A 15,474-nucleotide genomic window follows, 5' to 3' on the forward strand; every position below is an offset into this window, starting at 1 on the left:
GCCTGCGATTGTCCCACCTGCCCCCATGGCATGGCAAGCGGCTTACCAGACCTTGTACACCTGCCCCGTCTGCGCCCCTTCCACGCTGCGGCTGTAGGCGAGCGCCACGCGGCTGGCGGCGGCCGGCTCGAAGCCGTAGAAGAAGGGGCCGTACGATTCCAGCGATTCGGCCAGCACCGTCGGGCTGACGACATTGATGCGCACGCCGCGCGCAAGCTCGATGGCGGCGCCCCTGACAAAACCTTCCACGGCCGCATTGGTCATGCTGGCGGCCGTGCCGAAGCGGATCGGCTGGTCGGCCACGATGCCGCTGGTCAAGGTAATCGAACCGCCGTCGTTCAGGTATTCCTGCGCTACCAGCGCCACGTTGACCTGGCCCATCAGCTTGCTGTCCAGGCCCAGGCGGAATTGCTCGGGCGTAAATTCGCTCAGCGGGCCGAAATGCAGCTTGCCGGCCGTGACGACGACGGCATCGACCTTGCCGATGCGCTTGAACAGGGCGCGCACTTGCGCGATGTCGCCCATGTCGGCCTGGTGCGTGCCGCTGCGGCTGCCCACTTCGATGATTTCATGGCGTTGCGCCAGTTGGGCGGCGACGGCCGTGCCGATGGTGCCGCTGGCGCCGATGATGACGATTTTCATGCTGCTTCCTTGTGTGGGTTGAACGATGGAGCCAGTATGCGCCGCTTACAAAAAGGAATAAATACGCTAGAATTTACAAGATTACTAATCTGTAGTTTGCAATCGGGATGTCATGGATAAATTGCGCAGCATGGAGATTTTTGTCGCCGTCGTCGATGCGGGCAGTTTCACGGCCGCCGCCGAGGCATTCCAGATTTCGCCCGTGATGGTGGGCAAGCACATCAAATACCTGGAAGAGCGGCTGGGCGCGCGGCTGCTGGCGCGCACCACGCGGCGGCAAAGCCTGACGGAAATCGGCCAGCAATATGCGGAACAGTGCCGCCAGATCCTGGCCAGCATCCATGCGGCCGAACGGGGTGCGGAAGCCATGCGCGCGGCGCCGCGCGGCAAGCTGAAGATCACGGCGCCCGTGTCCTTCGGCAGCGAGTGCATCGCGCCGCTGATGGCCGACTACCTCGATGCGTATCCGGAAGTGAGCCTGGAACTGAACCTGAACGACAGGACGGTGGACCTGGTGGAAGAAGGGTTCGATGCGGCCATCCGCATCGGCAAGCTGGAAGATTCCGCCATGGTGGCGCGCGTGCTGCGGCCGTATGCGATGGTGATCTGCGCCGCGCCCGCCTACCTGGCAAAGCACGGCACGCCGCGCACGCCGGCCGACCTGGCGCGCCACGAATGCCTGGACTTCATGCAATGGACGCGCCACGTGCGCTGGCGCCTGGCCAGGAGCGGCGACGACGATGGCAGCCCCGTGCGCGAGAGCCGCTTCCGCTCGAACAATGGTCAGGCGCTGCGCGTGGCGGCCCTGCACGGCTTCGGCATCGTCATGCAGGCGGAGATCCTGATGGCCGGCGATATCACCGCCGGCAGGCTGGTGCCGCTGCTGGCCGGCTACGTGCCGGCGCCCCGCCCCATGCACCTCGTGTATGCGCGCGACCGCCAGCCCACGCCGAAGCTGACGACCTTCATCGATTTTCTGCTGGAACGCTACGGGCCGGCGGCGACACCGCCACCGGCCACGCTCACGTAACCGTCGTACTTAGTTGGCCTTCGCGGCGGGCGCGGACGCCAGCCTGGCCAGCTCGCCGTCCGGCTGCCAGCCGGCACCCAGCGAGCGGGCCACGGCCACCGTCGCCAGCAGGCGCTGGGTCTTGATCTGCGCGGCGGCGCGGTCCGCCGCCAGCGAACTGCGCTGGGCATCGGTGACGTCCAGGTAGGTCGAGATGCCGCGCTCGTAGCGCGTGCGCGCCACCAGGTAGGCGCGCGCCGCCGCTGCCTGCGACAGGGCCTGGGCGTCGCCCTGCAACTGGCGCTGTTCCACGTCGGACAGCGCATCTTCCACTTCGCGCAAGGCCGTCAACAGCTTCGTTTCATGGTTCGCCACGGCTTCCGCATAGCGCGCCTTGGACAGGTCCAGATTGGCCTGGTTGCGGCCGCCGTCGAAGATCGGCAGGGACAGGGCCAGCGGGCCAAAGCTGAACTGGCGCGAACCGCCCTGCGCCAGGTCGCGCAGTTTTTCCGAGGCATAGCCGAAATTGCCCGTCAATTGCAGCGACGGGTAAAACGCGCCTTCTGCCACGCCCACTTGCGCGTTCGCCGCGCGCAGGCCCGCCACGCTGGACACGAGGTCCGGACGGTGCGCCAGCAGGCTGGCGGGCAAGCCGACAGGGATGGCGGGCGGCAGCGGCAAGCTGGAAGGCTCGGCGGCCACCGGCAATTGCAGCGCCGACGGCGGCTTGCCCGTCAGGGCGGCCAGGCTGTTTTCCAGCTGGTTGCGCTGGCGCTTGACTTCATGCAGGTCGGCCTGCGCGTTCGACAGTTCGACTTTCGCGCGCGCCAGGTCCAGCTCATTCGTCAGCCCTGCATTGAAGCGCGCCTCGACCAGCTGCGCCGACTCGCGGCGCGTGTCCAGGGCGCCATTCAGGATCGCCATTTCCGCGTCCAGCCCGCGCAGCTGCCAGTAATTGCTGGCCACTTGCGACGACAGCATCAGCAGCACGCCGTCGCGGTCCGCCTGCGCCGCCAGCGCCTGCGAATCGGCCGCTTCGACCATGCGTTTCACGCGGCCCAGCAAATCGACTTCATACGACAGCGAGCCGCCCACGGAGAAGTTATTGCCGCTGATCGAGCGGTTGCCCAGGGCCAGGCCCTGCGAGGTGTTGGCCGAGGTGCGCGAGTTCGAGATGCCCGTGCTGACGTTCACGCTCGGCCCCTGGTTGGCGCGCGCCGTGCCGCTTTGCGCCAGCGCCTGCAGCAGGCGCTCGCCCGCCGCTTTTACGCTGGGATTGTCCTGCAGCGCGCTCTGTTCCAGGCGGTTCAGGGTGGCGTCGCCGTAGATGCGCCACCACTCTTTAGGCAGCTGCGCGGCGTCGGCCGCGGCCGCACCATGGCGGAAGGTGTCGGCGCCGGCCACATTCGCCGGTGCCGTGAAATCCTGGCCCACGGTGCCGCAGGCGGCAAGCAGCACGGCCAGCGAGGCGGCTGCGGCGATTTTGGTCATAACTGTGTTCATGATGTGTACCTTCTTGTTCTTGAGGTGGCTGCGTGCGGCGCTCAATGACCGCCGCCACCGCCACCGGGAGCTTTGAGTTTGTCGGCCAGCCACAGGGGCACGATGCAGGCCAGCAGGATGGCGCCGATCAGGAAGAAGCCATCGTTGTAAGCCATCACATACGCCTCGCGGCGCACGATGCCGTCGATCGCCTGCAAGGCCTGGTTGCCGGCCGTGACGGCGTCATAGCCCTTGGCCATGAACGAGGACGTCAGCTGGTCGATGCGCAGCTGCGTGGCGCTGGAATAGGCATTGATCGCCTCGCCCAGGCGCTGCGAGTGGAAGTGTTCGCGGGTGCTCAGGGCCGTGGCCAGCAGGGCGATGCCGATCGAGCCGCCCAGGTTGCGCGTCATGTTGAACAGGCTCGATGCGGACGGCATGTCCTTCGGCGCGATGCCCTTCATGGCGAAGTTCGACAGGGTCAGCATGACGAAGGGCTGGCCCAGCGCGCGCACGACCTGCGACCACAGCAGCTGGTCGTAGCCGGTGGACGCATCCATGTAGGCATTCATCATGCACGAGCCGCCGAACAGCAAGAGACCGAACGAGCACAGGATGCGGTTGTCCACCACGGACGAGAGCTTGGCGACAAACGGCATGATGAACAGCTGCGGCAAGCCCACCCACATGATGACTTCACCGATCTGCATCGGCGAATAGCCGGCGATCTGGCCCAGGAACAAGGGCAGCAAAAAGGCCGAGCCGTACAGGCCCATGCCCGTCACGGCCGACAGCACGGTGGCGACCAAAAAGTTACGCTGGCCGTACAGGCCCAGGTTGACGAACGGTTCGGCGCGCGTGGCGCTGGTGACGACCCAGCCCAGGATGCCCGCCAGGGCCAGCGCGGCGAAGGTGATGATGAAACCCGAGTCGAACCAGTCCTTCGAATTGCCCTCTTCCAGGAAGATCGTCAGGCAGCCCAGGCCCAGGGCCATGAAGAAGATGCCCAGCCAGTCGGCCTTCCAGAACATCTCGAGCTTCATCGGCTCCTTGTCCAGGCCATAGATCATGCCGGCGATCAGCAGCACGCCCGGCACCCAGTTGATGTAGAAGATCGAGGGCCAGCCATACAGCTCGGAGAGGTAACCGCCCAGGGTCGGGCCCATGGCCGGCGCCAAGGTCGCCGTCAGGCCGAAGATGGCCATGCCGACCGCACGCTTCGACGGCGGCAGCTTGAGCATCACCAGGGTGAACGCCATCGGTATCAGGGCGCCGCCCGTGAACCCCTGCAGCATGCGGAAGACGATCATGCTTTCCAGGTTCCAGGCCGTGCCGCACAGGGTGGAGAACAGCAGGAAGAAAGCGGTGGTGCCGATCATGTAGGTACGCAGTCCGAACACGCGCGCCAGCAGCGCGGTGAGGGGAATGACGATAATTTCCGCCACCAGGTAGGCCGTGGAAATCCACGAGCCCTCTTCCTGGGTGGCCGACAGCGAGCCAAGGATATCCTTGAGCGAGGAGTTGGTGATCTGGATGTCGAGCACCGCCATGAAGGCGCCCAGCATGCCGGCGGCGACCGCCAGCCAGGTGCGCCCGGAAACTTTCTCGTCAATCACGGGAAACGCTGGCGGCTTCGCCAGCGTGGTGGAGGAGCTGCTCATGGAAGCTTAGCGGGCGGTGGTCTGGGCGGCGGGAGCGGCGGCGTGGCGCGGGGCCTCGGCCTTGTCCGACGCAGGCTGGTTCACTTCCACTTCGGCGATCACCGACATGCCCGGCACCAGGCGGCCATTCATGGCCTTGATGTCTTCCGGCTGGAAGACGATCTTCACGGGCACGCGCTGGACGATCTTGGTGAAGTTGCCGGTGGCGTTATCGGCCGGCAGCAGGGCGAATTGCGCGCCCGAGGCAGGGGCGAAGCTGTCCACGGTGCCCACGAGTTTCTTGCCCGGCATGGCGTCGATGGTCACGTGCACGCTCTGGCCGCGGTGCAGGTCGGCCAGCTGGGTTTCCTTGAAGTTGGCGGTGACCCAAACGTTGTCCTGCACGATGGCCGTCAACTGCTGGCCAGGCTGCACGCGCATGCCCGTTTCCACGTTGCGCTTGCCGATGCGTCCGGCGACGGGCGCCAGGATGCGGTTGTATTGCAGCTGCTGTTCCGCGTCCTTCAATTGCACGCGCAGCACGGCCACTTGTGCCTTGGCCACGTCGCGCGCGGCTTGCGCCGCGCCGATCTGCGACTTGGCGGCCGAAGCGCTGTCGCGGCGGGCGGCCAGGTCGGCCACGGCACTAGAGCGGGCCGCGTTGGCCGCGTCGAGTTCCGCCTTCGAGACGGCTTTCATCTGGCTCGTGTACAGCTGGCCATAACGGTCCGCATCCTGTTTCGCGCGCAGTAATTGCGCATCGGCTTGCGCCACTTGCGCCTGGGCGGCACTCGCTTGCGCCTGCACCTGGGCGATCTGCGCGTCCGCTTGCAGCACTTGCTGCTCGGCGCTGGCGATCTGCGCGGCGATCTGCTCGGTTTTCACGCGCTGGTCGAACGGGTCGAGTTCGGCGATCACGTCGCCCTCTTTCACGATTTGATTGTCGTCGATGAAGACCTTGGTAACGACGCCGGAAATGCGCGCCGAGACAGGATGCACGTGGCCGGCCACATAGGCGTTTTCCGTTTCCACGAAATAGTGGCTGCGGTACCACATGCGCGCGCCGGCGCCCAGCGCGACGAGGACGATCAGGCCGGCGATGATTTTCACACGGTTATTCGGTGGTGCGGAGCTGGCGGAAGCGGCGGGCGTGGAAGGTGCGGCAGGGGCCGCGGGTGGGACGGCGCTCAGCACCTTGTGCTCTGCTTGGCCTGGCTGGTTGGACATACTCGCTCCGGAAATGAAATGATATAGGTTCATTATTGGGCAAAGAAAAGCCAAAGTCAAGAAATGAAACGATTGCATTTCATTTTAATTTGCACTACAGTGTGAGCCATCACTTACCTTCCACCTTATAAAGAGACCCAGACCATGTCCGATCCCGGCCTCAGCGATACCTTGCCCACCGATACAGAATCCGACGCCGCCGCCCAGGAGCTTTCCTGCTGCGGCAAGCCAGCCGGCCGCCCGCGCGCGGCCGACATGGAAGCGCGCATGGAAAACCTGCTGCACACGGCCGGCTGCCTGTTTCTGGAAAAAGGGTATGGGAAGGTCAGCCTGGAAATGATCGCCCGCGAAGCCCATGTGGCCGTGCGCACGATTTACGTGAAATTTGGCGGCAAGTCGGGCTTGTTCAATGCCGTCGTGGAATTGCGCCGCGCCGCCTACTTCTCGACCATGCCGGCGCTGGAAACGGATATGCGGCCCCTGCCCGCCATTTTGAGCGAGTTCGGCCTGCTGTTCGTGCAACTGGTCACCATGCCGGCGGCGATCCGCCTCAATCGCATGGTGGTGGCCGAAGCGGCCACGCACCCGGAACTGGCGGAAACGTTTTACAAGGTGGGACCGGGACAGACGCGCGAGATGCTGACCAAGTTTTTCAGCCGCCCCGACATCGCGCCCCTGTTTCGCGCAGAGCTGACGCCATCCATGCTGGCGCTGCACCTGCTCAATTGCCTGCTGGGCGACCAGATGTCGCGCCTGCTATTCCCACCACAGGCGCAGCCGGATGTCGCACAGCTGCGCACCAAGGTTGCACTCAGCCTGGACCTGTTCCTGCGCGGCACCCTGCGCCAGCCGCTGGCGGACTGACGCGGCACGGCTGGCCCCGGAAGTCAGCCAGGGCGGCTGCAGTCTTCCGGCAGCGCCGCTTCGACCTGTTCATCGTTCAAGCCCAGCGCACGCAGGAAAGGCTGGGCCGCCGACGCGCCATCAACGCTGAGTGAAGACTCACTTCCATCGTAGCGGTCCGGGCCGTAGCGCATCAGGTCGAACGAGGTTTCAAAGCGTTGCGCCAGGAAATACGTGCGGAAGTAATCGAAGGAAAACGCCACCTGGCCATCAGCACACAGCAGCAAGCCATGCGCATACAGCGGCGCCAGCCAGTCCCCGGCCGCCATGCTCCAGCCCTTCACGCCGCAATAGTCGCTGACAAAACGCTCGAGCTCCACCTCGCTGAGGAACACGCTCTTGGCTTCGAACATCACGAACGCCAGCTCGATGAGGAATTCGCGCGCATCGGCAGCGACGCCGGCGTCCTCGCGCCGTTGCGCGCCCGCCTTGCCCAGCAAGCCATCGAGATAGGCGCGATCGCCCGCCAGCTGCGGCAGCAAGGTGGCAAACACATACTCGGCATCCACCTGCCCCGTTTCCTGGCCATTCGGCGTGTACAGCACCGACAGGGCGAAGCTCTTGCTCACGTCATCGAACTCGCGCAGCGACACCGTCCACTGCGTGCCTGGCCCGCCGCCATCCGCTTCGCCCGTGGCGAACTCGAGCACGGAAAATGCCGCCATCTGGCCATTCGCACCATACAGGCTGCCTGGATTGCTCTTGAACAGGATGCCCAGCGACTTCATCAGCGAACTGGCATCGCCCGTATGCTGGTGGCCATGGAACACGGCGTGGATATTCTTGTAGTGCGCGCGCTGCTCGGCACTGGCGTGCTCGTCGGCAGAGAAAAAGCTGAAGCCGGCATTGCCCAGCGCCGCCGCGGCGACACCCTGCGCGCGGCTGCCCGGCACCAGGTAGAAACGCGCACCGGGTAAGCTGGCCGCCTGCAGCAAGGGGCGCAGGAAGTACTCGTAGACGTACACGGGTGTCGTGCCGGCACAGGCGTCCAGCGCCACCAGCTGGCCCGTGAAAAAAATCGCATCGATCCTCTTGCCCGCCGCCAGGATAGCGGCCACATCCTGGTACAAGGCATGCAGCATCACGGCTTGCTCTTGCTCATCAGCCCGGCGCAAACGGACATCGGCGATATGAAGGGCGGTAAATTTTCTCATCGTTGCAAAACTTTCTTAGAGCCTATCCCAATAAGGAGCGTCTTCTGCTGGCAGTTCATCAGGAGCGCTGACAAGGCGTGAGGAGGATGCGTAGCGAGCCACGCGACGACTCCCCGCTTCCGAGGGGCGCCAGCAAGGGATGTATTCATCTGCTGGGACAGGCTCCTGGTACAGCGGAACTTGACCGATTCCCATGCTGGCAACATTGCTGGAAAAATCGCACGCGTTCATAGAAGCAAAACATGGTTACAGACCGTCATTCTGCCATTTTTTCCATACGGCAATACTCACCAATTTTCACATGGTGCCGCCGCGCCACGTTTTACCCTGCTGAAGGTCAAGGGAAATAAAAAAAGTCGGGAACACGTCCCGGTTTTTTGTACTGAAAGTTAATTTTTTATCAGCGCTTGCGCGGCGGCGGCAAGTCCGTGCACACGCATTCGTACACTTCGGTGCGCTTTTGCCAACCTGCCGATCGACTCGCCCGGGGTCGGGTGCGGGTGGATGGTCTTGCCGATATCGGTGCCATCGCAGGCCATTTCGATGGCCAGCGCGATTTCGCCGCTTCATTTTTCACCTGTCGCCCGCATGCTTGCCGACGATGGTGCCAACGGTGAAGTATTTAATCGTATTTGGACAATAAAAAACCCCGCAATCGCTTGCGGGGTTTTTGGTGTCACAGCGCTACAACATCAGCGCTTGCGCGGCGGCGGCAAGTCCGTGCACACGCCTTCGTACACTTCGGCAGCCATACCGATCGATTCGCCCAGGGTCGGGTGCGGGTGGATGGTCTTGCCGATGTCGGTGCCGTCGCAACCCATTTCGATGGCCAGCGCGATTTCGCCGATCATGTCGCCCGCATGCGTGCCGACGATGGTGCCGCCGATGATGCGGTGCGTTTCCGCGTCGAACAGCAGCTTGGTGAAGCCTTCGGCGCGGCCGTTGGCCACGGCGCGGCCGGAAGCGGCCCAAGGGAAGTGGCCCTTCTCGACCTTGATGCCCTTGGCTTTCGCTTCGTCTTCCGTGATGCCGGCCCATGCCACTTCCGGGTCCGTGTAGGCGACCGACGGGATCACCTTGACGTCGAAGTGCGACTTCTGGCCGGAAGCTGCTTCGGCGGCCACGTGGGCTTCATGCACGGCCTTGTGCGCCAGCATCGGCTGGCCGACCAGGTCGCCGATGGCGAAGATGTTCGGCACGTTGGTGCGCATCTGGCTGTCGACTTCGATGAAGCCGCGGTCGGTGACGTTCACGCCGGCCTTGTCGGCAGCGATCTTCTTGCCGTTCGGGCTGCGGCCCACGGCGACGAGCACCAGGTCGTAGACTTGCGGCGCCGGTGCCGTGGCACCCGCTTCGGCCGCTTCGAACGTGACCTTAATGCCTTCCGGCAACGCCTCAACGGCGACCGTCTTGGTCTTGGTCATGATGTTGTCGAAGCGCTTCTCGTTGAACTTCTGCCATACCTTGACGGCGTCGCGGTCCGCGCCCTGCATCAGGCCATCCATCATTTCGACCACGTCGATGCGCGCGCCGAAGGTCGAGTAGACAGTCGCCATTTCCAGGCCGATGATGCCGCCGCCGATGACCAGCATGCGTTTCGGGATCTGGCGCAATTCCAGCGCGCCCGTCGAATCGACGATGCGCGGGTCTTCCGGCACGAACGGCAGCTTCACCACGGACGAACCGGCGGCGATGATGGCCTGCTTGAACTGCACGACTTTTTTAGAACCGTCGCCTGCCGTCACTTCGATGTGGTTCGCGGAGAGGAACTGTCCCACGCCGGTGACGACCTGCGTCTTGCGCGCCTTGGCCATGCCGGCCAGGCCGCCCGTCATGTTCGAGATCACGCCTTCCTTGTACTTGCGTACCTGGTCGATGTCGATCGTCGGCTTGGCGAACGTCACGCCCGTGTTGGACATGTGCGCCGTTTCGTCGATGACGGATGCGACGTGCAGCAGCGCCTTGGACGGGATGCAGCCCACGTTCAGGCACACGCCGCCCAGGGTGGCGTAGCGCTCGACGATGACCGTCGACATGCCCAGATCGGCCGCGCGGAACGCCGCCGAATAGCCGCCAGGACCGCCGCCAAGCACCATCATGTCGACGTCGATGTCGACCTGGCCGCTGTAATTGCCGGCCGGGATGGCGGCGACAGGTGCAGGAACCGCAGCGGCTGCCGGAGCGGCTGCCGCCGGTGCAGGAGCGGCAGCTGGCGCGGCAGCGGCCACGCCTTCCGACGCTTCCACCACCAGCAGCGCGCTGCCTTCGGCGATCTTGTCGCCGACCTTGACCTTGACTTCCTTGACGACGCCCGCGTGGGTCGATGGAATCTCCATGCTGGCCTTGTCCGATTCGACCGTGATCAGGGACTGGTCCACCTTGATGGTGTCGCCCACCTTGACCATCAGTTCGATGACTTCGACTTCCTTGAAGTCGCCGATATTCGGTACTTTTACCTCTACTGTGCTCATCAATCGCTCCTTACAGCAGAATTTTGCGCATGTCGGCCAGGACTTCGCCGAGGTACACGGAGAATCGCGCGCCCATCGCGCCATCGACCACGCGGTGGTCGTAGGACAGCGAGGTGCCCATCATCAAACGCGGCTGGAAGGCCTTGCCATCCCATACCGGCTTGATCGAGGCTTTCGACAGACCCAGAATCGCCACTTCCGGCGCATTAACGATAGGCGTGAAGTGCGTGCCGCCGATGCCGCCCAGGGACGAAATCGTGAAGCTGGCGCCCTGCATGTCGGCCGGTTTCAGCTTGCCTTCGCGCGCCTGCAGCGACAGTTCCGTCATTTCGCGGGCGATCTGCGAGACCGACTTCTGGTCCGCGCCCTTGATCACAGGTACCACCAGGCCGTTCGGCGTGTCGGCCGCGAAGCCGATGTTGTAGTACTGCTTGAGGATCAGGTTTTCGCCCTTGGCATCGAGCGAGGCGTTAAACGCGGGGAATTTCTTCAGCGCGGCGACGGACGCCTTGATGACGAATGCCAGCATGGTCAGCTTGGCCGCATCCTTGTTCTTCGCATTGGCCGCGTTGGTGTCGACGCGGAACGCTTCCAGGTCCGTCACGTCCGCTTCGTCGAACTGCGTGACGTGCGGGATCATGACCCAGTTGCGGTGCAAATTCGGACCCGAGATTTTCTTGATGCGCGACAGCGGCAGCAATTCGGTCGTGCCGAACTTGCTGAAGTCCAGCGACGGCCATGGCAGCAAGTCCAGGCCCACGCCGGAACCGCCTTTGGCAGCGGCTGGAGCATTTGGTGCGGCAACGGCGCCCGACATCACGCCCTTGACGAAGTTCTGCACGTCTTCCTGGGTGATGCGGCCCTTCGGACCGGAACCGCCCACGCGGGCCAGGTCCACGCCCAGTTCGCGCGCGAACTTGCGGATCGATGGCGACGCGTGCGCCAGCTTGCCGTTCACGGCAGGTGCGGCGGCTGGAGCGGCAGGAGCAGCAGCGACCGGCGCCGAAGCGACGGCGGCGGCTGGCGCGGCGGCAGCTTGCGCGGCCGGTGCAGGCGCGGCGGCGGGGGCAGCGGCAGGAGCGGCAGCGCCACCGGTCGTTTCCACGACCAGTACCAAGCTACCCTTGGCGACCTTGTCGCCGACCTTGACCTTCAATTCTTTCACGACACCGGCGTGGCTTGACGGGATTTCCATGCTGGCCTTGTCCGATTCGACCGTCAGCAGCGACTGGTCGACCTTGATCGTGTCGCCCACCTTGACCATCAGCTCGATGACTTCGACTTCCTTGAAGTCGCCGATATCGGGCACGGTTACATCGACCAGGGCCGGCGCGCCGGCAGGGGCGGCGGGTGCCGGCGCGGCCGCGGGAGCGGCGGCGGGGGCGGCTTCAGCGGCAGGTGCCGGGGCGGCAGCGGCAGCAGCTGGCGCAGGGGCCGAGGCGTCGTCCGCCACTTCCAGCAGCAGGACCAGCGAGCCTTCGGCGATCTTGTCGCCCACGTTGACTTTCAATTCCTTGACGACACCGGCGTGGCTCGATGGGATTTCCATGCTGGCCTTGTCCGATTCGACGGTAATGAGGGACTGGTCGACCTTGACCGTGTCGCCTGGCTTGACCATCAGTTCAATGATCTCGACTTCCTTGAAATCGCCGATATCCGGGACTTTGACTTCCACAATGCTCATAGCTTGCTCCGTTATTTTATTTGTCAGATGGACCCGCACACACGCCAGGGCGGCACTTTCGCACCGCCCTGGCATCATCGGGTCCGCACAACGATTACTGGGTCACCGGATTCGGTTTGTTCGCGTCGATGCCGTACTTGGCGATCGCCTGCTCCACCACCGACACGTCGATCTTGCCTTCGTCAGCCAGCGATTTGAGCGCGGCCACGGTGACATAATAACGGTTCACTTCGAAGAACTCGCGCAGCTTGGCGCGGCTGTCCGAGCGGCCAAAGCCATCGGTACCGAGCACTTTGTAGGTGCGGCCCTTCGGCATGAAGGCGCGGATCTGTTCTGCAAATGCGCGCATGTAGTCGGTCGTGGCAACGATCGGGCCATCCGTGTCCTGCATCAGCGACGTCACGTACGGCACGCGCTGCTGTTTCGACGGGTTGACCATGTTCCAGCGTTCGGCGTCCTGGCCATCGCGGGCCACCAGGGTCAGCGACGGCGCCGACCATACGTCCGCGGCCACGCCCCAGTCGTTTTCCAGCAATTCGGCGGCGAAGATCGATTCGCGCAGGATGGTGCCGCAACCGATCAGCTGTACGCGCAGCTTGGCGTCAGCCTTGCCTTCCTGCAGCTTGTACATGCCTTTCAGGATGCCTTCTTCCTGGCCCGGCTTGATGCCTGGCTGGGCGTAGTTCTCGTTCATGATCGTGATGTAGTAGAACACATCTTCCTGGTTGGCGATCATGCGGCGCAGGCCGTCCTGGATGATGACGGCGACTTCATGGCTGAAGGTCGGATCGTACGGCATGCAGGTCGGGATGGTCGCGGCGAAGATATGGCTGTGGCCATCTTCGTGCTGCAAGCCTTCGCCGTTCAGCGTCGTACGGCCGGCCGTGCCGCCCATCAGGAAGCCGCGGGCGCGCATGTCGGCCGAAGCCCATACCTGGTCGCCGATGCGCTGGAAGCCGAACATCGAGTAGAAGGTGTAGAACGGGATCATGATGCGGTCGTTGGTCGAATACGACGTCGCCGCGGCGATCCACGAGCTCATGCCGCCCGCTTCGTTGATGCCTTCCTGCAGGATCTGGCCGGCCTTGTCTTCGCGGTAGTACATGACCTGGTCTTTGTCGACCGGCTCGTACAACTGGCCTTTCGGATTGTAGATGCCGATCTGGCGGAACAGGCCTTCCATGCCGAAGGTACGCGATTCATCGACCAGGATAGGCACGACGCGCTGGCCCAGGTTCGGGTCTTTCAGCAGGGTCGAAATGACGCGCACGAACGCTTGCGTGGTCGAGATTTCGCGGCCTTCAGGCGTCGCTTCCAGCACGTTCTTGAACGCGTCCAGGCCAGGCACGGGCAGGGTTTCTTCCGCCTTCTGGCGGCGCTGCGGCAGGTAGCCGCCCAGGGCCTTGCGGCGCTCGTGCAGGTAGACCATTTCCGGCGCGTCGTCGGCAGGCTTGAAGAACGGGATGTCGGCCAGCTTGTCGTCCGGGATAGGCAGCGAGAAGCGGTCGCGCATTTCGCGGATGGCTTCGTCGTCCAGTTTTTTCGTCTGGTGCGCCGTGTTGCGCGCTTCGCCCGACTTGCCCATGCCGTAGCCCTTGATGGTCTTCACCAGCAGGACGGTAGGCTGGCCCTTGTGTTCCTGGGCGATCTTGAAGGCCGCGTAGATCTTGTGCGGATCGTGGCCGCCACGGGTCAGGCGCCAGATGTCGTCGTCCGTCATGTTGGCAACCATTTCCAGCAGCTTCGGATGCTTGCCGAAGAAGTGCTTGCGCACGTAGGCGCCGTCTTTCGCCTTGTAGTTCTGGTATTCGCCGTCGACGGTTTCCATCATGACGCGCTGCAGGATGCCTTCTTTATCTTGCGCCAGCAGGGCGTCCCAGCCCGGGCCCCAGATGACCTTGACGACGTTCCAGCCCGCGCCACGGAATTCGCCTTCCAGCTCCTGGATGATCTTGGTGTTGCCGCGCACGGGACCGTCCAGGCGCTGCAGGTTGCAGTTGACCACGATGACCAGGTTGTCGAGCATGTCGCGTGCGGCCAGGCCGATCGCGCCCAGGGATTCCGGCTCGTCCATCTCGCCATCGCCGCAGAAGGCCCAGATTTTACGGTTGTCGGTCTTGGCGATGCCGCGTGCGTGCAGGTATTTCAGGAAGCGCGCCTGGTAGATCGCCATGTGCGGGCCCAGGCCCATCGACACGGTCGGGAACTGCCAGAAGTCCGGCATCAGCTTTGGATGCGGGTACGAGGACAGGCCCTTGCCGTCGACTTCCTTGCGGAAGTTCAGCATTTGCTCTTCCGTCAAACGGCCTTCGAGGAAGGCGCGCGCGTAGACGCCGGGCGAGGAGTGGCCCTGGATGTACAGCAGGTCGCCGCCGTGGTCGGCCGTCGGCGCGTGCCAGAAGTGGTTGAAACCGATGCCCAGCATGTTCGCCAGCGACGCGAACGAGGACAAGTGGCCGCCCAGGTCGCCGTCGGCGCGGTTGGCCTTGACCACCATGGCCATGGCGTTCCAGCGCATCCACGAGCGCAGGCGCTCTTCGTATTCCAGGTTGCCGGGGCAGTGTGCTTCTTGTTTGGTGGGGATGGTATTGACGTAGGCGGTGGTGCTGGAGAACGGGATCTGGGCGCCGCGGCGGCGGGCCAGGTCAACCATGCGCTCCATCAGGTAATGCGCGCGTTCCGGACCTTCATTTTCCAGCACGGCTTCGAGCGCGTCCAGCCACTCCTTGGTTTCCTGCATATCCGGGTCGGTGCCGATCTGTGTCGTTACCTGGTTCAGTTGAGCTGACATCTGTTGAGTCTCCTTTGTGAACGCCCCACCCCGATTTTCCGGATCGCTGTCGGACGGTATTTCGCTGATTATTTACTATTAAGTTGGTTTAGTGTGGGGATTCTAACAGCGTATTTAGTATTTTTCAAATTACGATATAGTATTTCATATCATGAAATCACTCTATGAAATTTATGCTGCACTGCCGCAAATTCTGTCCGGAAATTAGGGTGATCAAAGTGCCAAAAACGGCGCCAAAAGAACCGCAGGCCCTTGCGCTCCCTAGGTCACCAGCACACCAGCAAAACGCATTAACGCCCCAGTCGTCCGCACAGGCATACCGGGCCAAGCGGGCCTGAAAAATGTCGAGGGCAAGGCGCAGCGACGCAGACAGTACGCCAGTACGGCAAGGAGCTGCAACGCCGCCATCGGCATTTTCTCAGGCCCGCGTCTCTGGCCCGCTTTTATGCCGGGCCAAGCGGGCCTGAAAAA

At 63.5% G+C, this 15,474-nt stretch carries 10 protein-coding genes; 2 read left to right on the top strand and 8 right to left on the bottom strand.

The window, feature by feature from the left end; translation table 11 throughout:
- Window positions 1–42 precede the first annotated feature (42 nt).
- The gene (locus AC1Q6X_RS16745) at window positions 43–642 is read right to left on the bottom strand and encodes a short chain dehydrogenase (protein WP_121670302.1); all 600 of its coding nucleotides are present in this window, start codon (window positions 640–642) and stop codon (window positions 43–45) included.
- A 112-nt stretch (window positions 643–754) separates the two neighbouring features.
- Between AC1Q6X_RS16745 and AC1Q6X_RS16750 the strand changes: the two genes are divergently transcribed.
- Window positions 755–1,672: a LysR family transcriptional regulator gene (locus tag AC1Q6X_RS16750; RefSeq protein ID WP_492497860.1), complete on the top strand. Its 918-nt coding sequence runs from the start codon at window positions 755–757 to the stop codon at window positions 1,670–1,672.
- A gap of 9 nt (window positions 1,673–1,681) precedes the next feature.
- Here the strand turns inward: AC1Q6X_RS16750 and AC1Q6X_RS16755 are convergent, their stop codons facing one another.
- The 3 genes from AC1Q6X_RS16755 to AC1Q6X_RS16765 are packed head-to-tail and all read right to left on the bottom strand — an operon-like array spanning window position 1,682 to window position 6,000.
- A complete protein-coding gene (locus tag AC1Q6X_RS16755) occupies window positions 1,682–3,154 on the bottom strand; it encodes an efflux transporter outer membrane subunit (protein WP_492497861.1) in 1,473 nt (490 codons plus the stop codon).
- Window positions 3,155–3,195: 41 nt separating this feature from the next.
- Window positions 3,196–4,794: a DHA2 family efflux MFS transporter permease subunit gene (locus tag AC1Q6X_RS16760; RefSeq protein WP_492497862.1), complete on the bottom strand. Its 1,599-nt coding sequence runs from the start codon at window positions 4,792–4,794 to the stop codon at window positions 3,196–3,198.
- Between the two features lie 6 nt (window positions 4,795–4,800).
- Window positions 4,801–6,000, bottom strand: coding sequence for an HlyD family secretion protein (locus AC1Q6X_RS16765; RefSeq protein ID WP_070223739.1), 1,200 nt, complete (start codon window positions 5,998–6,000; stop codon window positions 4,801–4,803).
- 144 nt (window positions 6,001–6,144) lie between these two features.
- On the opposite strand from AC1Q6X_RS16765, the gene AC1Q6X_RS16770 reads away from it, so the two are divergent.
- The gene (locus AC1Q6X_RS16770; RefSeq protein ID WP_070312825.1) at window positions 6,145–6,864 is read left to right on the top strand and encodes a TetR/AcrR family transcriptional regulator; all 720 of its coding nucleotides are present in this window, start codon (window positions 6,145–6,147) and stop codon (window positions 6,862–6,864) included.
- Between the two features lie 23 nt (window positions 6,865–6,887).
- Here AC1Q6X_RS16770 and AC1Q6X_RS16775 read toward each other — a convergent pair whose 3' ends face one another.
- From AC1Q6X_RS16775 to aceE, 4 genes are all read right to left on the bottom strand, one after another.
- The gene (locus AC1Q6X_RS16775) at window positions 6,888–8,057 is read right to left on the bottom strand and encodes a hypothetical protein (RefSeq protein WP_492497863.1); all 1,170 of its coding nucleotides are present in this window, start codon (window positions 8,055–8,057) and stop codon (window positions 6,888–6,890) included.
- Window positions 8,058–8,749: 692 nt separating this feature from the next.
- A complete protein-coding gene (gene lpdA / locus AC1Q6X_RS16780) occupies window positions 8,750–10,528 on the bottom strand; it encodes a dihydrolipoyl dehydrogenase (protein ID WP_492497864.1) in 1,779 nt (592 codons plus the stop codon).
- 10 nt (window positions 10,529–10,538) lie between these two features.
- Complete coding sequence (gene aceF, locus AC1Q6X_RS16785) at window positions 10,539–12,212, bottom strand: dihydrolipoyllysine-residue acetyltransferase (protein WP_492497865.1); 1,674 nt, start codon at window positions 12,210–12,212, stop codon at window positions 10,539–10,541.
- A 94-nt stretch (window positions 12,213–12,306) separates the two neighbouring features.
- Window positions 12,307–15,003, bottom strand: coding sequence for a pyruvate dehydrogenase (acetyl-transferring), homodimeric type (gene aceE, locus AC1Q6X_RS16790; protein ID WP_099408847.1), 2,697 nt, complete (start codon window positions 15,001–15,003; stop codon window positions 12,307–12,309).
- Window positions 15,004–15,474: the final 471 nt, after the last annotated feature.

Source organism: Janthinobacterium sp. GW823-FHT06H09 (assembly GCF_058794735.1).

What these genes read in the sequence shown, in the direction of transcription:
- AC1Q6X_RS16765 (WP_070223739.1), bottom strand. Translation starts at nt 6,000, where the DNA reads ATGTCCAACCAGCCAGGCCAAGCAGAGCACAAGGTGCTGAGCGCCGTC.
- AC1Q6X_RS16745 (WP_121670302.1), bottom strand. Translation starts at nt 642, where the DNA reads ATGAAAATCGTCATCATCGGCGCCAGCGGCACCATCGGCACGGCCGTC.
- aceF (WP_492497865.1), bottom strand. Translation starts at nt 12,212, where the DNA reads ATGAGCATTGTGGAAGTCAAAGTCCCGGATATCGGCGATTTCAAGGAA.
- AC1Q6X_RS16750 (WP_492497860.1), top strand. Translation starts at nt 755, where the DNA reads ATGGATAAATTGCGCAGCATGGAGATTTTTGTCGCCGTCGTCGATGCG.
- lpdA (WP_492497864.1), bottom strand. Translation starts at nt 10,528, where the DNA reads ATGAGCACAGTAGAGGTAAAAGTACCGAATATCGGCGACTTCAAGGAA.
- aceE (WP_099408847.1), bottom strand. Translation starts at nt 15,003, where the DNA reads ATGTCAGCTCAACTGAACCAGGTAACGACACAGATCGGCACCGACCCG.
- AC1Q6X_RS16775 (WP_492497863.1), bottom strand. Translation starts at nt 8,057, where the DNA reads ATGAGAAAATTTACCGCCCTTCATATCGCCGATGTCCGTTTGCGCCGG.
- AC1Q6X_RS16760 (WP_492497862.1), bottom strand. Translation starts at nt 4,794, where the DNA reads ATGAGCAGCTCCTCCACCACGCTGGCGAAGCCGCCAGCGTTTCCCGTG.
- AC1Q6X_RS16755 (WP_492497861.1), bottom strand. Translation starts at nt 3,154, where the DNA reads ATGAACACAGTTATGACCAAAATCGCCGCAGCCGCCTCGCTGGCCGTG.
- AC1Q6X_RS16770 (WP_070312825.1), top strand. Translation starts at nt 6,145, where the DNA reads ATGTCCGATCCCGGCCTCAGCGATACCTTGCCCACCGATACAGAATCC.